The following is a 17,906-nucleotide window of genomic DNA, read 5'->3' on the forward strand; positions in this document are numbered from 1 at the left end:
GCCTCCCTCACCACCACCTCCCCCTCGAAGCCCCCGACAGGCACCCGCGACCCCCGCCCCGGACCACCGGCCCGGGACCGACCGCGACGAAGGAGCGGCACCATGGCACACGAGCAGACGCGGCCACCGGACCACACCGCGGTGCGGACCGCCCTGTGGCGGGCACTGCACCTGGAGGCCGACCCGCCCCCGCACGTCATCGAGGACGAGATCGGCCTGCGCCTGGTGGCCCCCGGCGACGACTGGCGCACCCGCCCCGACATGGACCCGCGGACCACCAGCGGATTCAGGGCGGCCATCGTCGCCCGCGCCCGGTACATCGAGGACCTGATCACCGAACAGGCCGACCGGGGCACGACCCAGTACGTCATCCTGGGCGCCGGACTGGACACCTTCGCCCAGCGCAACCCGGAACTCGCCTCCCGCCTCCAGATCTTCGAGATCGACCAGCCCGCCACCCAGGCATGGAAACGCCACCGCCTCACCGAACTCGGCTACCGCGTCCCCGACCGGCTCCACCTCGTACCGGTCGACTTCGAGGCGGACGAGAACTGGCTCGAAGAACTGACCCGGGCCGGATTCGACACCGGCCGCCCGGCGGTCGTCGTCTCCACCGGCGTCACCATGTACCTCACCAAGGAAACCAACGCGGCCACCCTGCGCGAGATCGCCGGCCTCGCACCCGGATCCACCCTCGCCATGACCTTCCTGCTCCCGCCCGAACTCCTCGACGACGCCGACCGCCCCGGCCTCCGGACGAGCAAGGAGGGCGCCCAGGCATCCGGAACCCCGTTCATCAGCTTCTACACCCCCTCCGAGATGCTGGCACTGGCCCGCGACACCGGCTTCGAGGACGCCAGACACGTGTCCGGGGCGCTGCTCGCCGAGCGCTACTTCTCCGGTCGCGCCGACGGACTGCGCCCGTCGAGCGGCGAGGACCTGCTGCTGGCCACCGTCTGACCCCGGGCCCGGGCGGCCGATCCGTGCCAGTGGCACTCCCGGGCACCGGGCACCCGCGGTGCGGGATACCGTCCCGGAACCCCCGCACCACGGCGGCGGGGGAGCGGCCCGGCCCGGCCGGGACCGCCCCACCGTCCCCGAGGACCGGCGCCGCACCGGCGACCGGACCGAGGAGAACACCATGACCACCCGTCAGGTACGCACCGTCGACTACCACACCGGCGGCGAACCCTTCCGCATCGTCCCCGAGCCGCCGGCCGCCATCGAGGGAGCCACCGTCGCCGAACGCCGGATGTTCGCCATCGGCGACCCCGACGTGCAGGCCCTGCGCACCCTGCTGTGCTTCGAACCCCGCGGCCACGCCGACATGTACGGCGGCTTCCTCACCCCGCCCGACGACGAGGGCGCCCACTTCGGCGTGCTGTTCTGGCACAAGGACGGCTTCTCGACGGCCTGCGGCCACGGCTCCATCGCACTCGCCGCCTGGGCCGTGCGGGCCGGCCGCGTCGCCCGCGACCCCTCCGGCACCACCACGGTCGTCATCGACGTCCCCTCGGGCAGGGTCACCCTGCGCGTCCGCACCGAGGGCGGGCGGACCACCGGCGTCGACTTCGTCAACGTCCCCGGCTACCGGCTCGCCGAACGCGTCCCCCTCACCACCTCCCGCGGGGACGTCGTCGTCGACATCGCCTACGGCGGCGCCATCTACGCACACCTGGACGCGGGCAGCGCCGGACTCGCCGTCACCCCCGAGCACTACACCGACCTCATCGCGATCGGACGCGAGGTCAAACGGGCGCTGAACGACACCGAGCACGCCCGGCACCCCGCCGACGACCGCCTCAGCGGCATCTACGGCACCATCCTCTACGACGACCTCGGCGACGACGAGAACGGCAACCCCCACCAGCGCAACGTCACCGTCTTCGCCGACGGCCAGGTCGACCGTTCCCCCTGCGGCTCCGGCACCTGCTCCCGCGTCGCCGTACTCGCCGCGACCGGCCGCCTCGCACCGGGCCGGACACTCGTCCACGACTCGATCGTCGGCACCCGCTTCCACGCCCGGATCGTCGAGGAACTGACCGCCCACGGCCGCCCCGCCGTCGTCGCCGAGGTCACGGGAAGCGCCTACCGGACCGGCGAGCACCACTTCGACCTCGACCCCGAGGACGGTCTCGGCACCGGCTTCGTCCTGCGGTGACCGGCCGGGCGGACACACACGACGGGCGGTGCGGCGGCCCCGGCCGAAGCCGCACCGGCCGGTCAGAGACCGGCGATGTCCCGGGCCTTCTTCAGCACGGAGTCGAACGTGTCCACCGCGGCGTCGCGCCGCTTCGCGCGCGCCGCCCGGTCCGCCGGCACCAGCCGCGCGGCGACCTGAACGGCATGGTCGTCCGGATCACCGAAAACGGCCCGCGGATCCTCCCCGCCACCCCCACCGTGCGTCGAGACCTCCTTGACCGCCCGGAGCACCACCGCCCGGTCCACCCCCGGCTGCATGGCCAGCCGCACCTGGAAACGGGCCATCCACTTCTCGCGGTCCTTCTCCCTCGCCGCGTCCGCCGTCCGGTCCTTCTTCGCCATGTGCTCTCCCCGGGTGATCGTCAGCCGTCCGTCAAGACACTGGACGCCGGGAAACGGAACCGGGTTGCGCACGCCGCACCGCACCTCCCACCGCCACGGCCCACCGTGCATACTGAACCCGCGGAAACCGAGGGCAGGCGACACCGGGACGGGACATGACGGAGACGACCGACCCCCAGTCCTTCGACCGGTTCGCCCGCGACTACGACCGCTTCGTGAGCCTGTTCCCCGGACGGAACACCGCCTGGCTCCTGGGACTGGGCCTGAAGGGCGAACGGGCCCTGGACGCCGGCTGCGGCCCGGGACACGCGGTCGAAGCCCTCTCCGGCCACTTCCGGGAAGTCGTCGGCCTCGACCTGAGCGCCCCCCTCATCGAGATCGCCAGGACCACAAGAGCACGGCCCCACACGCACTACATCGTGGCGGACCTGCTCGCGCTGGAGGACGCCGACGGCTTCGACCTCGTCTACAGCCATACGACGCTGCACCACCTGAAGGACTGCCGCGCGGGCCTCGAACACCTCAAGAGCCTCGCACGACCCGGCGCCACCGTCGCACTCGTCGACAACGTCTGCGACGCCCGCCCCACCCCGCCCCGACGGGCCTACACCTGGCCCGCACGGTGGAACTTCCCCCGCGAGGTCCGGCGCCTGGGGCTTCGCGACGCCTGGTTCCAACTGCGCTTCTGGCACAGCCGGCCCTGGCTGGCCCACCTGCTCAGCGACCGCTACCTGTCCCGCGCACAGTTCCGCGAGCTCTACGGAAGCGTCTTCCCCGGAGCACGCTTCGACGACCTCGGCTTCGCCCTGGCCATGGTCTGGAAAGCCCCGCCGACCCGGGACCAAGCCCCCCGGCCCCCTCAGGGACCGGACCCCCGGTAGGCACTGGGCGGACGGCCCAGCAGGGCACCGAAAGCGGTGGTGAACGCCGCCGGACTCCCGTACCCCAGATCCGCCGCGACCCGGGCCACCGGCACACCAACGGCCAGGTGCCGCAAGGAATGCACGACACACGCCCGCTGCCGCCACTGCGCGAAACCCAACCCCGTGGACCCACGGAACCACCGGCCCAGAGTACGCTCGCTCACCCCCAGCTCAGCAGCCCAACGAGCAGGCGGATCATGGACGTCCGGACGGCGCAGGAACGCGGCGCACAGCCGCCGGAGCGCCGGATCGGCAGGCAGCGGAACCTCCAGGGGCAACGGCGCCAGACCGGCCAGCTCATGCAGGAGCAGACCCACCAGCGCGGCATCACGACCATGCTCCGGATACAGCGGCTCCATGTCGACGGCCGCCAGAAGAAGCTCCCGCAGCAACGCGGAGACCTCCACGACCCGGCACCGGACGGGAAACCACGGCACGGCGGCCGGCTCGACGTAGAGACTGCGGGTACTCACCCCGCGCATCGACACCCGGTGCCGCGTCCCCGCCGGGACCAGCACCGCCCGGTCGGGAGGCACCGTCCACGCCCCCTCCGCCGTCGACACCTCCATCACACCGGTCGCCGCATACAGCACCTGGGCCCGGCGATGCTCGTGGTACGGCAGCAGATGACCGGGCGGGTAATCGGTACCGATGGCCAGAACAGCACGGTCGAAGCCATCGACCTCGTCGACACGGACATTGCGCACACCAGCCAGACTAGTAGCCGCGTCCCGCCTCCGGGCACATGGCCGCCGCGGTGGCAGGCCCCCCACCGGCACGAGGACGGACGAACCCGCCACCTGCCGCAGCCGGTTGGCGGAGCCCACCGCCACCGCCGTGAATCCCGCAGAACCGCCCACACCCCTACCCCCGCCCACCGCCCCGCCCGACGCCCCCTGCCTCAGCCTGGCCGAAGATGGTCTTCCCGGAGCGGCTCCGGGTTCCCGACCATGTCGCGATGACGACTTCCGCCGCCGCATCCGTGGTTTCGCTGTCCAACAACGGCCTGGCCGCCACCGACCGGTTCGGCTGGTTCGTCGACGTCATCCACGACCAGATCGCACCGCTGGCCATGACCAGCTCCCACGCCCGGGACTTCCCCGCGCAGGTCCGGCACACCGACCTCGGCGCGGTGCAACTGGCCCGGTTCGCCTTCCCCGCCCTGGACGCCACCCGGACCGCACGGCACATCCGGCGCGGCGGCACCGACACCTACATGCTGGCCCTCATCCACCGCAGCCCCATGCAGGTGACCCAGCAGAACGGAAGCGTCGCCGTCGACGCCGGCGGACTGGTGTTCTTCGACATGGCCCACCCGCTGGAGGCGACGTTCCCGGACCTCGGACTGGGCACGGTCCTGACGGTCCTCCACCTTCCCAGGGCGGCCTTCCCCCTGCCCGCCGACCAGACGGACCGACTGCTCGCCCAGCCGCTGTCCACGCACACCGCCACGGGCTCCCTCCTGCGGCACCTCATGGGAACCGCGTTCGGGCAGGTCACACACCAGTCGAAGGCGGAGAACCAACGCCTGGGCACCATCGCCGTCGACCTCGCAGCAGCCTTCCTCGCCGGCCACATCGACGTCAGCGGCCTCCTCCCCACCGAGACCAGACGCCGAGCCCTCGTCGCGAGAATCGGAGCATTCATCGAGACGAACCTCGGCGACCCGGGCCTCACCCCCGCCACCATCGCCTCCCACCACCACATCTCCGTCCGCACCCTCCACCAACTCTTCAGCGCCGAACCCGAAGGCGTCATGGCGACCGTACGACGCCGACGACTGGAACGCTGCCGACAAGCCCTCGCCACACCCTCCCCGCACAAGCAGCCCATCGGCGTGATCGCCACCCGATGGGGATTCTCCAGCCCGGGCGAGTTCAGCCGCGTGTTCAGGAAGACCTACGGCGAAACACCCCGGCAGTTCCGGGACGGCACGCCCCCAGCACCTTCTCCGCACTGAAAGCACATCCGCCCCGCACCCGTCGCCAACTCCACGAAGACACGGCACACCACGATGGGCGCGTGGCACCAGCGGCCGAAAAAGGCCCTGCCACCCACACCATCCAGGAGAGCCCGGGAGGCGAGATGGCAGGGCAGACGCCCAGCGGCGGCGACGGTTCGTTCAGCCGCGGCACGGGGCAGGGCTGCGGCTTCTGCATGGGAGTCATGCTCGCCCTGATCATCCTCATGGCGGTCGTACTCGTCGGCGGCCTCTCCCTGCTGTCCGGAAGCTGACCACTGAGAACCAGCACCCCACGCGACCCGCCAACCCGCACCGCGACCACCCGGCCCGACCCAGGAAACCCTGTCGGATCGGCGAAAGAACCTGGCAACCAATCGATTGCCCGCCACACCGCCAGGCCCGTAGCGTCACAGCAGTGCAAACCCCCTACCTCCTGCTGCTCCTGTTCGGCTGCCTGACCGGGATCACCACGGCACTCTTCGGATTCGGCGGCGGCTTCGTCACCGTCCCCGTCGTCTACGCCCTCTGGAACACCCCGGCCCACCCCGACACCGACGCCATGCACATCGCAGTGGCCACCTCCACGGCGGTCATGGTCGTCAACTCGCTCTTCGCGACCCTGACACAATGGCGCCAGGGCCGGATCCGCCAGGAATACATCTGGCCCATGGCCGCATTCGTCCTGGCCGGCGCGGTGGCCGGATCCCTCCTGGCAACCCGGACCGGCGAAACCACACTGCGCACACTCTTCACCGCCTACCTGCTCGCGACGATCACCGACAGCCTGCTCCGCAAGGGCTTCCTGACCACCCCGCAGACCCGGGAACCACGCCCCCTGAGCCGCCCCGCCACCACCCTCGGCGGCCTCGCCATCGGCACCGTCGCCGCCTGCCTGGGCGTCGGCGGCAGCGTCATGACCGTCCCCCTGCTGCGCCGCCGCGGCCTGCCCATGGCCGAGGCCACGGCGATGGCCAACCCGCTCAGCGTGCCCGTCGCCGTGGTCGGCACCGCCGTCTACGCCCTCGCGGCCCCCACCCCGCACCCCGGCCCCGGACAGCTCGGCCACATCGACCTGATCGCCTGCGCCGCACTGCTCGCCGGCTCACTGCCCACCATCGCCCTCGCCCGCCGCACCACCGCCCGCGTCCCGGACCGGGCCCACTCCTTCGCCTACGTCGCCCTGCTGGCAGTCGTCACACTCGTCATGGTGATCTGAACAACAGGCCGGCACCACGGCACCGCCCCGGCCCTTCCCCACCGAAGAGCTGCCGGGACCGCTTCTCCTGGCACCCCAGTTTCGGTCCCTGACCGAGGAAGACATCCGCGAACTCCTGCGCCGGGCGGTGAAGGACGAGCGCGGCCTCGACGGCACGGTCACCCTGACACCCCGAAGCCGAAGACGCCCTCGTACGTCTCGAACGGTGAGGAGGCCCGGGCCCCGCCAGGCCCAGTCCGAGATGGCCTGGCGGGGGTTGCCGGGGCGGCGGGGTATCAGCAGCGCGGCAGGTCCACGTTGTAGCTGCCGTCTGTGAGATAGACCCTGGACACATAGACATCGGTGTTCCCGCTGTCGTCGTCCGTCATCAGCCAGACGGTGCTCGTGTGGCCCTTGTCCGTGTACGTTTCGCCGTTGACGAAGCAGTAGACGTAGTTCTTGCCCGCTTTCAAGGTGCCTACATGGGTGGACGCCTTCGAGTCCGGGCTCTCGTGGGACCACGAGGAGTAGGCGAAGTACACGTCGACCTTGGGGTGACTTGCCCGGACGGCCGGGGCGGTCCCGGCCCGGGCGGCGGAGGCCGGCGCGGTCGAGAGTGCCAGTCCCGTCCCGGCAAGAACGACAGAGGCCAGTACTGCTGCGCCACGCTTGAACTGCTTCATGCAAGATCCCCTTCATGTGGTGTGAGCCGTGTTTCTTCCCGCAGAGCATGAGACGGCCGCCAGATAGCGCGCGTGTGGTTTTGGCTCCGGCCGAAACGTCGGATGGTGGTGTCGGAAGCCGCCAAGGGGCCAACGGTCCGAGGGGAACTCGTCGACCGGGTAGACGAAATTTGGTGCGGATCACGCCCGGCCGGATCTGTTTCCGTCGCCGTCCGGGCTTCCGGCGCTCGTGGACCAGCCAGGGTGCCTTTTGCGCCGCTTTTCCGTGATCGGCCCGTCTCCTGACAGGTTGCACGGCAAGATCGCGAGAGTTGTCTGGGTGTGTCACCGAACGGTGCCCGGGTGGGGGAGTGTGCGAGTGAGCATGAGCGGATTCCGGTTCAACCCGCCGCCGAACTGGCTGTTGCCCGAGGGCTGGGTTCCCTCGGACGGCTGGCAGCCCGACCCCACGTGGCCGCCTCCTCCGCCGGGCTGGCAGTTGTGGCTTGCCGAGTCTCCCGACGCTGCTCCGGCGACCGGTGCCATTCCTCACCAGTACGAGCCTCAGCCCGCGGCCCCTGCCGCCCGGAAGCGGGGCTGGTTCGGCCGCCGACGACAGCCTGGGACACGTGAGCTCGAAGAGCTGAGGGCATGGATCGCACAGGCCCACGGAGCGGACGCCGCCCAGGTCGCCGGGCTGGTGCGCCGCACACGCCAGGAAGCGGCCGCGCTGCTGACACAGGCCCAGGCGCAGGCCGAAGCGATCGTCGAGGAAGCACGCCGGACTGTCAAAGACATCAAGAGGGAAGCCAAGCAGGTCGCCAAAGATGCTGAGAAGACCCGCAAGGAAACCGAGCGGCAGCGCAGTGAGATCTACCAGGCCGAGAGCCGTCTTACCGATCTGCGCGCGCAGATCGTCACCACCGACGAGACCGTCCTCCTCCAGCAGGCAGGAATCTACGCCTACCGGCACCAGCTCCACGACGCGATCGCCTACCGCAGCCGCCTGGACTCCCTCAAAGCCGAGATCAAGGACCTCGCACGCAACAATCAGGCGGTCCTGGCGGCTACGGACTGGACCGTCAACGGCTCTGGTCGGGGATCTCGGCTTTCACGCCGGGATGCTGGTGGAACTGTTCGGCGATGCCCTCGGTGCGCAGCGCGTTCTGGTCATGCATGCGGCCGGGCCGCAGGGCGCCGGACCACAGGGTGCGGCCCTGGTGGTCGCTGATCGTGGTGGTCTTGAAGGTGTTCTGCCTGCGCCTGCCGGAGACGAAGGCGCGGCGGCCAGGCTGGCCCGCCCGGGGGCGGCGGACCTGGGTTTCCATCCCGTCGATCCGCAGAGTCACGTCCTCGGCTTCGGCATGGGCGAAGACATCGGCCAGGGTGCGCAGGCGCACACCGGGACGGTCGGGAACGGCGAACCCCCGCTCGGCGAGCAGCGGGCGGATCTCGGCGAGGGCCCGGCCGATCGTGGAGGACCCCACCTCGTAGAGCACCCCGAGGGCCTCATGGGTAAGGCCAGTCCGCAGATGTACGAGTGTGGCCGGCAGCCGGTCGGTGAAGACGAATTCGTGCTTCGGTCCGGCTCCTGCCTGACGCTGGCGGGCTCCCTCGCGCCGTTGGTGGCGTGCAGACTCACAGCGCGCCTCCCAACGCGGAGCGAGTTCTTCCACCAGCGCGCCCAGATGCTTACGCGAGAGGCCGCAGAAGGCATGATGTGACATGGCCGCGCGGACCTGTTTGATCTTCACAACCCAGACAACTCGCGCGGCCTTCCGTATGTTGCCTGACGTGACCAAGATCAATCACGAGGCAGCCCGTGACGAATCCGGCGTCGCGTCGCTCAGCGCGCCCTGATCGCGATCTGGCTGCACCGGCGAGGTCGCGGAGTCTGATCGATCGCTGACTCGCCGCGCTCGCCCACAGCCGCCTCCAGGCCGTCGATGCAGGCAGCGACCGGGCTGGCTCTGGTCACCTGTGCGGTCCAGGCCGGTCCCCCGGCGTTGTGCCGGACTACGTCAGGACGAGAGGCACGGTGATGGTGAGGTGTTCGTCGGCGGTCGGCAGGGCGGTGGCAAGAGCGTTCATACGAGCTGCGAGGTGGCCGATCACCCGGCTGGTCAGTTCCTCGTCCCACTCCGCTGTGCCTTCCGGTGGCAGGCGCATCTCCTCCCTGGCAGGCGGGTTGCCACCGAGATAGCGAGCGGTGTCCATGTTGACGACCCAACAGGCCAGTGCGATCTTCACCTGCCCGGGTGCCGCCCACTGCGCCCGTATGTGGGCGCACATGCTGAAGTCGTCCCCGCCGAATGTGACCGTAGTGGAGAACGCCCTGCCACGGGGGTATTGCCGTATCAGCTTGAGTACTGCTGGTTCCACAACGGCTCGCGCCATAGGTTCCGTATACACCGTCTGCCCCCCTGTCGAGCCTGGCCTTCAGCATCCCAGACGGGGCCTGCGGCGAACAGATCGGCTGCCGTCCCGACCGTTTCCTCTCCAGAGGAACGCTGTACACCTCGTGGGCATGCGAACGGCGCCGCATCCTGGGGGATGCTGTTGGCCGATTCGGGACATGGCGTGACGTCACAATCGCGGGGCAGCCCGTAAGTACTGCACGCAGCGGGTACATGGGGATGATCTGCGTGCGCCGGTTCGACGTGAGGCGGGCCCGTCCCGGAGAGAGCCCTTGGCGGAGAGCCCCAGCAACTAGGGACTTTGACGGATCGGAGTTTGTTGTCGTCAGTTCCGAACGCACGGATCCCTGACCTCCCCGCGGGGTTTTTCCAGGCTGGGAGATCAGGGATCCCGGGGCAGGTGACGATCAGATGGTGACGCAGACGTCCTCGATGGATCGCCCATCGCGCTCCAGGCCGCCACACACAAGCTTCGAGGCCGCCTGCTCGCGGCCGACCTCCCACCGGCGGCTCGCCGCATTGACCCTGGAGGAGCGGTAGTTGCCCCAGTAGGCGCGAAGGGTGCCGGGCACGCCGTCCTTGGTCCTCACGGTGATGTCCTGGACGAATCGGTTGTGGTGCGCGGTCATGACGCAGACGTACTGGCCGCAGGACGAGCTGACCCCGGCGTGGGCCGGCGTGGCAGCAAGCAGCGGGAGGGCACAGGCCGCGAGCAGAGCAGCAACATTCTTCATACGGGGCATGACCGGTCAACGATCAAGAAGGGAAGCGGATGCGCCCTCACCGCCCTTCGGACGATTCCTGCATGGCTGGACAACGGCCTCCTCGGGGAGCGGACCCTGTCACCTGGCGGCACAACGCTGCGCAAGGAGTTCCCTCACCCACGACGCCCGCAACCCGCTCGCCGGCCTGATAACCCGTGCGCGGGGTGATGGCGCGCTCACCAACGTCGATCGGTGTGAGGAGGGCGCCGGGGAAGGCCGGGTCGAAAGGCGGGCGAGATCTTCGTGGTGCCGTCCGGCAGCCCGACAAGTCCGCTCCGCCGATCTCGTCGGCGGATGGGTTCACCGAGACGCTCTCCCAGGGGGTGTCGGCCCCTCGCCGCAGATCCGGGCAGGTTCCGTCCCCGCATCCCGACCCGTGAGCCGCGGATCTACCCGCTGGCCCCACCCTGGGCGGGGCTCAGGACCCAGACGCCGTAGTCCTCGTTCGCGGGGTGCAGTTGGTAGGTGCCTGCCCGCAGGTCGACGCGGAGTCCGGCGGCCGCGAGATCCGCCTCGAACTCGGCCGCGGTGTAGGCGTGGGCGTGCGACGGCCGGTCCTGGAGGTGGAAGCCGACCAGGATCCGGCCGTTCTCGCCGAGCACGGCGCGCATCGCGCGCAGGGCCTCACGCTCGGTGCCCTCGGCCAGGTAGATCATGACGTTGCCGACGCAGACGACCAGGTCGAACGGGCCGTCGTCGGGGCCGAGGCCGAGGATGTCGCGTTCCTCGACCGGCAGTCCGGGGTAGGTCTCCCGGGCCTGCCGGACCAGTGTCCCGTCGGGCTCGATCGCGACCACGTCGTGCCCGCGCCGCAGAAGCGCCGCGGTGACCCGGCCCATGCCGGCACCGGCGTCGAGCACCCGGGCGCCGCGCGGCAGGAGCGTGTCGGCGAGCCGGGCTTCACCGTCGATGTCCTCGCCGGCGGCGACGAGACCGGCGAACCGCTTGCCGAAGTTCTCGCTGTTGCCCGCCTCCTGCCAGCGGGTCCGCCGCGTCGTCATCGGCGTCGGGCCCCCATGTGCCGACGTACTCCTGTTCATGCTCCGCATCCTAGGCGTCGTTCTGAAGGATCAAATCCAGCAGGTCCTGCCGTAGCAGGTGGCCGGGCCCGCCCAGCACTCCGGCGCCCACACCTGCCGACGCCGTCACCCGGACCCTGTGCCCGCTTCCGCCGTCCGGAACCGGGCCTCGTCGGGGGAGCCGACCGTGGTGCCGGCCATCCGGCGTCCCAGCTCCGCCTGGGCGCAGGCACTGCCGCTGCTGCGCCGGGCTGCGGACGAAGCGGCTGCCCGGGCCCACCGACGCGGATCTGCAGGAGCAGGCGGAGGCGATCCGGTCCGGCGCCCGGTACGTGCCGCGGGTCCACGCGACGTGGGCCCGGACAGCGGAGCGTGCGGGGAAGGGGGCGGCCCGTCCGAGCGACGCGCAACGGGCCTCCGGACGGTCCTCGCGTTCCACACCGCACCCTTCCACCCGCAGGAGTGTGCGGCGGCATACCGCTTCCCCCGGACCGCGCACCCCAGAAGGGCGGCGTCGAGGGACGGTCGAGCCCGCGGCCGGGCTCCCCGAACCCCTTCCGCGGTTACCCAGAGGATCCACACCGCTGACGAGCACTCACCGGGACATGCACGTCCTGGCGGCACTTCTCGAACGCGAGGAAGAGCAGTGCCACCCCGTGTTCCCGGCCGCGTCCCTTCCGGCTCGCGTCCGTTCCGACCGAGGCACTCTCAAGCCCGAGCCCCTGCCGACGCACAGGCTCAGGCACAATCGAGCCGTGCCCAACCCTCCCGATCCCTCCGCCCTGTACCCGGACGTCGCGGCCTTCGGCAGCCTCGCTGCCGCGCTTCGGGCCGAGGCGGAGGGCTGCCTCGGCGCCGCCCCCGTCACCTCCTCACATTCCGATCCGCTGCGCCACGCTGCCGTCGCCAGCACCCTGCCTCACCGCGAGCCGCTGCAGATCAGCGCGTGGTCCCACGAACGCCGGTGGTCGATTCGCGGTGCGGAACCCTTCCAGGGACTGGCACTCCTCGACGGCAGGACAGAGAACCTGACGGAGATCGCCAGGGCCGCCCGGGCGTGGCACGACGGGACGTCCCTGGACGACATCCGCCGGGCGATCCCCTTCGTACACCTCACCGGCAGGGCCGAGGTGCCCGACCACCATCCCGCACGCCTCACGGAATCCGAGTGGCACAGCCTGCGCCAGGAAGCGGCTGAACTGGAGTACGCCTGGAGCACGTCGTACCAAGCCCTGATCGAGGCGGCATACGCCGCACCGGCGCTGCGTGCCCTCTATCCGTTCACCAGCCACTGGGCACTGCGCTTCTCGGCCACCACCCGCCCGGACCTGACCGTGGTCGGACCATCCCTGACGGCGGGCAGCGACGGCACGTACGGCCTGGGCCGGGGCTTCATCACTCCGGACCTCGGCCGGTTCGCCACGGCGCACGAGGCTGTGGCACTGGCCGTCCAGCACCTGCCGACCGGCCTCGGCCCGGTCACGCTCGGCGGCTGATCGGCCCAGGGCCCCATCACCCCTGGTCCGACTGGTCCGGGCCGGGCAACGACCGCAGCCCACCTGGCAGTTCCGGCAGCCGGAACCATTACCGGCCGAGCATGTTGACGTGGTGGCGGACGAACGCAGACGCTCGGCAGCGCCGGCAGCACCTCGTACGGGGCTTTACGCGCGCCTGGACCGGCTGGAGAGGCGCTCCTCCCGGGGAAGGCCGCGCCGAGCGGGAGCTGAACCCACCGCGGTTTGGCTCCCCGGCCCCTCTCACACCGAACCGGGCACGGGCTCAGGTACGGGTCCTGCTCATGTCGAAGACGAGACGGCCCGGGACCTGGCCGCCCAGCACCTCATCGATCGAGGCGTTGATGTCGGTCAGGTCCCGGGTCTCGCGCACCACCCGGGTGCGGCCCAGGCTGTGCAGCCGGAAGACCTCGGCCAGATCCTCCCGGGTGCCGACGATCGACCCGACGATCTTCGTTCCGTTGAGCACGGTGTCGAAGACCGGGATCTCCAGCTTCCCTTCCGCCGGCAGGGCCACCAGGACCAGCGTGCCACCACGCCGCAGTGATGCGTACGCGGCCTCGAACGAGGCGTTGCTCACCGCAAGCGAGACGGCCGCGTCGGCACCACCGAGCCGCTGCGCCTCCTCGGCCACGTCCTGCACACGTGCGTCGATGACGTGGTCGGCGCCCAGATCCCTGGCGAGGGCGAGTTTCTCGTCGGTGACATCGACCGCGATGGTCTCGGCGCCGAAGATCCGGGCGTACTGCAGGGCCAGGTGTCCCAGCCCGCCGATGCCGGACACGAGCGCCCGGGTGCCGGGGCGTGCCCCGGAGAGCTTGACCGCTTTGTACGTGGTGACACCCGCGCAGGTCAGCGGTGCCGCGTCCAGCGGGTCGATGCCGTCGGGCACGGGTACCACGTACGTCCCGTGGGCGAGGGCGTACTCGGCATGGCTGCCGTCGACCGAGTAGCCGCTGTTCTGCTGCTGGAGGCAGAGCGTCTCCCAGCCGGAGACACAGTGGTCGCAGTGCCCGCACGCCTCTCCGAGCCAGGGAATGGCCACCCGGTCGCCGACCGCGAGGTGGGTGACCTGGTCGCCGGCCGCCTCCACGATGCCGATGCCCTCGTGGCCCGGGACGAAGGGAGGGGAGGGCTTGACCGGCCAGTCGCCGTGCGCCGCGTGGATGTCGGTGTGGCACAGGCCGGACGCCTCCATCCTGACGAGAACCTGGTGCCCGGCGGGAGAAGGGACCGGCCGGTCCTCGACGACCACCGGTTCGGTGAAGCTGCGGACGACGGCCGCTTTCATGGGGGCTCCTCTGCCTCGATGAGTACATCCGGCCCATGGTGCGCAACCGGGGTGCACAAGCCTTGAACCAGACTATTTCGGATGGGTTGCTCCTGCCTCTCCTCCCAGCCCGGTCCAGCCCGGTACCCGAACGATCTCCGAGCCACCCGCGGGTGGGGCACTGTGCGGCTCGGCCCCTTGGCATGCCCAAAGGGCGAGCTGGGTCGGCTTGGTCGTGCACCGCACCCCGAGGGCCTCCAGCAGCGGATCGGCTCCGCAGTACACCGATCACCCACACGACAACCAAAGCCTGCACAATCGAAGCACAATCCAGCGTCAATAGAAGGGCAATATTGATACAGTTTCCGCATGAGTGATGAAGTGAGTGTTGAGTCGCTTCTCGAAGAGGCCCGGCTGGCAGCCGAGATGCCTCCGCCGGAAGAGCGCCTGCGGCTGCGCGAGGCGGCCGGGCTGACCCGCGCCCAGGTCGCTGCCGCGGTCGGCGTCACACGCGGCAGCATCACCAACTGGGAAACCGGAGCCTCCACCCCCATCCCGCCCGCCCGCCTGCCCTACCTGCGCCTGCTGCGCGGCCTCGCGGAAATCCACCCCGCACCCGCCCAGGCCCCGGGCCCGGCCCAGGATCCGGCCCCGGTCGCGGCGCTGCCCACCGACGAGCCCTCCAGCACCCCGATCCCGCCTGCCCCGGTGCCCTTCACGTTCACCGGTCTGGAGACCCTGCGCGGCCCGGACGGCCGAGCCATCGAGGGAGACCCCGGCCCGTGCGTCCAGTGCGGCGTCGAGACCACCTACCAGTCCACCGACGGCCGCCCCCTCCACTCCGGAGCCATGTGCCGACCCGTCCCCACACCGCCCCCGGCCGCACACACCCCGGCCGCCCCCGCACCCGCCCCCGCCCCGGACTCGCCGACCCCGGCCCCGGCGGCGACCCGCCCGCAGCGCCGGAGCAAGTCCGCCGAGCGCGCCGAGGCCGATCTGATGGCACTCATCAGGGGCGCCGTCCAGCAGGAGGCCGAGCGCGCCGGCGGTGACGAGGAAGCCGCGCTCAAGGCACTGAGCAAGCGCGCGGTCCCGGACGTCATGCACCTCTTCCACGAGACCCGGGCCACCGCCCGCTACGACTACACCGCCTACCCCGCACTCCCCGACATCCTGCACAAGCCGTCCACGAAGGAGCCGGACCAGATCTGGGAGGCCCGCCCCTCCTACAGGAACCCCGCCTACTCCCTGCGCGCCGCCCGCGCCGACATCCAGGTCACGGCCCTCGACGTCAACGCCGCCTACCTGTCAGCACTCAAGGTCTGGCTGCCGATCGGGAAACTCGAACACACCACCGGCCCGGACGGCGTCGGCCCGAAACGCTCCGGGGTCCACCTCATCACCCCCGCCCCCTGGACCCACCCCCACCTGCCCGACCCCCTCGGCGACCGCGACACCCCCGGCGCCCTCTGGATCACCGACGCCACCCTCCGCCTCCTGCTACGCCTGTCCGGACCGAAGTGGGGCCTCACCGAGGCGCCGACCGTCCACGAGTCCTGGACGAGCGGCGCGACCGAGAACTTCCTGGACGCCCTGCGCAAACTGCTGGTCGCCGCGCGCGCGGAAGCGATCGCCGCCGGGGACACGCTGACGACCGAGTACGTCAAGGCCATGTACAGCAAGTTCGTCTCCACCATGGGGGAGTCCGTCCACAACCGCGAGATGATCCGCCCCGACTGGATGCACAACATCCACTCCCAGGCGTACGCCCTGCACTGCGGCCGCGCGTACAAAGCCCACCGGGCCGGGCTGGGGATCGTCGCGCTCAAGCACACCGACGAACTCCACCTCACCGGAGACCCCTGGACAGTGTTCCGCGAAGGGCGCGGCGTGTCCGAGATGAAGGTCAAGTCCGGCGACGGCAAGGCCTCCGGCATCTACATGGTCGGGAAGGCGGGCGGCTGATGGCCGGGAGATGGATGGACTTCGGGAAGTACGGCGCGGACGGCGTGCCCGGGGCCGAAGCGCTCGGGATCGCCCTGGAGGGCATGGTGCACGGCATCGCCTCCCCGGTCGACAGCGAGCGCGGCCTCGCCGCCCGCCTGAACTACCTCACCCGGTCCGACGCCGGATACGAAGCGATGGACCGGGCCGGAATCCACGTCTCCCCGCGCACCCTGATGGCCTGGCTCGCAGAAGAACGCACCCCGAACAAGGCCAACCTCGCCCGCCTGGACGCCGCGTACTGGAACCTGCGCCGCCGCAACGTCGCCACGGACCTCAAACACCGGCTCAACAACGCCGGCCGGGGCACCCGGGTGGAGATCAACCCCGTCAACCAGGCCGGGGTGGAGCAGAAGTACCGGCGTGACCTGTCCAGCCGCAGCATCTCCGTCCGGGGCGTCTGGGACCGTGCCGTGGACGCCTGGACCAACGACGACCTGGACGAGCTCGACGCGGTGTGGGACGAGATCCTCGACCTGATCGGCTCGGACTACGACGGCTACAGCAACGTCTCCTCCATCGGATGGAACGCCTGACCCCGGCCCCGGGGCAAGCCCCGCCCCCGGCACTGGCAAAGGGGGCCGCGAACTCCCTGACTGTGCTGAGGCCAATCCGTGCGGCCCGCCCGGACGGCGCCCCGATCTACGTCATAGCGCAGTGCTCTTGGCGACCACGTCGGCGTTCCCAGTCGTGCCGTCCATTGTCGAGACCCGGAAGTATCCGGTGATCGTGCGGTGGTGGGAGAGTGTGTGGGAGGAGTTCACCCCGTTCTTTCGCTTCGGCACCGAGATCCGACACATCGTCTGCACGATCAACGCGATCGAGTCCCGGCGATTTTTGCGTGCGCATTACGCCCCAGGGGAAGCTCCGGGTGACTGGGAATTCGGCGTGTACACCGACGTGCGTGATCTGAGAGAGAGTGTCGTGCTGTTCGGTAACCATCGCGAGGTCTGGTTCCAGGTCAACCGCGGCCCGGTGGCTGGCCGGGCCAATTCCACTCCCCGGAACCGGCACCGACTGGTAGCCGGCCGCCTGCACGGGAACCAGTTCGGGGCCGGCATGCAACTTCATGCGGGAAGTGTGGCGTTCCCTGACCGTCATGACGTCGTCGACGGTACTTCGGCCGAAGCGCGGGCGTACCGGCGGTATGTGGCCAGGCTGCACAATCCTCTTCCTCTGCGGGTGGGACGGCCAGTTCGTCCTGGATTCGACATGAGGACGCGGCGGCGCTCTGCAGGCTGATCGATACCGGGTCGCACGGTCACCGGGAAACGGTGAGCTCCTTCAGAGTTGCCACTGATCGGGCGGCGGGGTTGGGTCGTTGGTTTCGTATCCTGCCGCACTTTTCGACGGGCAGGAATCGCGTCCGTCGGTCAGGCCAGTGCGACCAGGTCCCGGTAGTCCGCGCCCCACAGGTCCTCGACGCCGTCGGGGAGCAGGATGATGCGCTCCGGCTGGAGGGCCTCGACCGCTCCCTCGTCGTGGGTGACGAGGACGACGGCGCCCTTGTAGGTGCGCAGTGCGCCGAGGATCTCTTCGCGGCTGGCCGGGTCGAGGTTGTTGGTCGGCTCGTCCAGGAGCAGCACGTTGGCGGAGGAGACCACGAGGGTGGCCAGGGCGAGGCGGGTCTT

General features: G+C 70.4%; 19 protein-coding genes. 10 read left to right on the forward strand and 9 right to left on the reverse strand.

All coding sequences use genetic code 11. The features are described 5' to 3' along the window. Positions 1–102 precede the first annotated feature (102 nt). Positions 103–960: a class I SAM-dependent methyltransferase gene (locus ACF08W_RS20555; protein WP_392280098.1), complete on the forward strand. Its 858-nt coding sequence runs from the start codon at positions 103–105 to the stop codon at positions 958–960. Between the two features lie 181 nt (positions 961–1,141). Beyond that, positions 1,142–2,161 (forward strand): proline racemase family protein, encoded by a 1,020-nt coding sequence (locus ACF08W_RS20560; protein WP_392280099.1) that lies wholly within the window; start codon positions 1,142–1,144, stop codon positions 2,159–2,161. A gap of 62 nt (positions 2,162–2,223) precedes the next feature. On the opposite strand, the gene ACF08W_RS20565 is transcribed toward ACF08W_RS20560, so the two are convergent. Beyond that, complete coding sequence (locus ACF08W_RS20565; protein WP_392280100.1) at positions 2,224–2,544, reverse strand: hypothetical protein; 321 nt, start codon at positions 2,542–2,544, stop codon at positions 2,224–2,226. A gap of 155 nt (positions 2,545–2,699) precedes the next feature. On the opposite strand from ACF08W_RS20565, the gene ACF08W_RS20570 reads away from it, so the two are divergent. Then, positions 2,700–3,425, forward strand: a complete 726-nt coding sequence (locus ACF08W_RS20570; protein ID WP_392280101.1) for a class I SAM-dependent methyltransferase — start codon at positions 2,700–2,702, stop codon at positions 3,423–3,425. On the opposite strand, the gene ACF08W_RS20575 is transcribed toward ACF08W_RS20570, so the two are convergent. After that, positions 3,404–4,174: a helix-turn-helix transcriptional regulator gene (locus ACF08W_RS20575; RefSeq protein ID WP_352280869.1), complete on the reverse strand. Its 771-nt coding sequence runs from the start codon at positions 4,172–4,174 to the stop codon at positions 3,404–3,406. The genes ACF08W_RS20570 and ACF08W_RS20575 overlap by 22 nt on opposite strands. A gap of 251 nt (positions 4,175–4,425) precedes the next feature. On the opposite strand from ACF08W_RS20575, the gene ACF08W_RS20580 reads away from it, so the two are divergent. The 3 genes from ACF08W_RS20580 (at position 4,426) to ACF08W_RS20590 (ending at position 6,646) form a co-directional block, all read left to right on the forward strand. Next, complete coding sequence (locus ACF08W_RS20580) at positions 4,426–5,427, forward strand: helix-turn-helix domain-containing protein (RefSeq protein ID WP_352280866.1); 1,002 nt, start codon at positions 4,426–4,428, stop codon at positions 5,425–5,427. A gap of 125 nt (positions 5,428–5,552) precedes the next feature. Then, entirely contained in the window at positions 5,553–5,702 is a 150-nt protein-coding gene (locus tag ACF08W_RS20585; RefSeq protein WP_385213028.1) for a hypothetical protein, read from the forward strand. Positions 5,703–5,845: 143 nt separating this feature from the next. Beyond that, positions 5,846–6,646, forward strand: a complete 801-nt coding sequence (locus ACF08W_RS20590) for a sulfite exporter TauE/SafE family protein (RefSeq protein ID WP_352280862.1) — start codon at positions 5,846–5,848, stop codon at positions 6,644–6,646. A 275-nt stretch (positions 6,647–6,921) separates the two neighbouring features. Here ACF08W_RS20590 and ACF08W_RS20595 read toward each other — a convergent pair whose 3' ends face one another. The 5 genes from ACF08W_RS20595 to ACF08W_RS20615 form a co-directional block, all read right to left on the reverse strand. After that, positions 6,922–7,308: a hypothetical protein gene (locus ACF08W_RS20595; RefSeq protein WP_392280102.1), complete on the reverse strand. Its 387-nt coding sequence runs from the start codon at positions 7,306–7,308 to the stop codon at positions 6,922–6,924. 1,061 nt (positions 7,309–8,369) lie between these two features. Then, on the reverse strand, positions 8,370–9,041 hold the full coding sequence (locus ACF08W_RS20600; RefSeq protein ID WP_392280103.1) for a transposase family protein: 672 nt from the start codon (positions 9,039–9,041) through the stop codon (positions 8,370–8,372). Between the two features lie 262 nt (positions 9,042–9,303). Then, complete coding sequence (locus ACF08W_RS20605) at positions 9,304–9,579, reverse strand: hypothetical protein (RefSeq protein WP_392280104.1); 276 nt, start codon at positions 9,577–9,579, stop codon at positions 9,304–9,306. Between the two features lie 532 nt (positions 9,580–10,111). Then, complete coding sequence (locus tag ACF08W_RS20610) at positions 10,112–10,438, reverse strand: hypothetical protein (RefSeq protein WP_392280105.1); 327 nt, start codon at positions 10,436–10,438, stop codon at positions 10,112–10,114. A gap of 419 nt (positions 10,439–10,857) precedes the next feature. After that, on the reverse strand, positions 10,858–11,508 hold the full coding sequence (locus ACF08W_RS20615) for a class I SAM-dependent methyltransferase (protein ID WP_392280106.1): 651 nt from the start codon (positions 11,506–11,508) through the stop codon (positions 10,858–10,860). Positions 11,509–12,242: 734 nt separating this feature from the next. On the opposite strand from ACF08W_RS20615, the gene ACF08W_RS20620 reads away from it, so the two are divergent. Beyond that, positions 12,243–12,983, forward strand: a complete 741-nt coding sequence (locus ACF08W_RS20620; protein ID WP_392280107.1) for a DUF6193 family natural product biosynthesis protein — start codon at positions 12,243–12,245, stop codon at positions 12,981–12,983. A gap of 283 nt (positions 12,984–13,266) precedes the next feature. Here the strand turns inward: ACF08W_RS20620 and adhP are convergent, their stop codons facing one another. Then, a complete protein-coding gene (gene adhP, locus ACF08W_RS20625; RefSeq protein ID WP_352280849.1) occupies positions 13,267–14,292 on the reverse strand; it encodes an alcohol dehydrogenase AdhP in 1,026 nt (341 codons plus the stop codon). A 348-nt stretch (positions 14,293–14,640) separates the two neighbouring features. On the opposite strand from adhP, the gene ACF08W_RS20630 reads away from it, so the two are divergent. The 3 genes from ACF08W_RS20630 (at position 14,641) to ACF08W_RS20640 (ending at position 17,517) form a co-directional block, all read left to right on the forward strand. Then, positions 14,641–16,236 (forward strand): helix-turn-helix domain-containing protein, encoded by a 1,596-nt coding sequence (locus tag ACF08W_RS20630; RefSeq protein WP_392280108.1) that lies wholly within the window; start codon positions 14,641–14,643, stop codon positions 16,234–16,236. Further along, the gene (locus ACF08W_RS20635) at positions 16,236–16,811 is read left to right on the forward strand and encodes a transcriptional regulator (RefSeq protein ID WP_352280846.1); all 576 of its coding nucleotides are present in this window, start codon (positions 16,236–16,238) and stop codon (positions 16,809–16,811) included. Before ACF08W_RS20630 ends, ACF08W_RS20635 begins: the two co-directional genes overlap by 1 nt. A 127-nt stretch (positions 16,812–16,938) precedes the next feature. Continuing rightward, positions 16,939–17,517, forward strand: a complete 579-nt coding sequence (locus ACF08W_RS20640; RefSeq protein ID WP_392280109.1) for a transposase — start codon at positions 16,939–16,941, stop codon at positions 17,515–17,517. Positions 17,518–17,648: 131 nt separating this feature from the next. On the opposite strand, the gene ACF08W_RS20645 is transcribed toward ACF08W_RS20640, so the two are convergent. Next, positions 17,649–17,906: AAA family ATPase (locus tag ACF08W_RS20645; RefSeq protein WP_392280110.1), on the reverse strand; the 258-nt coding region annotated here is incomplete at its 5' end.

The organism is Streptomyces sp. NPDC015144, from assembly GCF_043079735.1.
Taxonomy (GTDB): Bacteria; Actinomycetota; Actinomycetes; order Streptomycetales; family Streptomycetaceae; genus Streptomyces.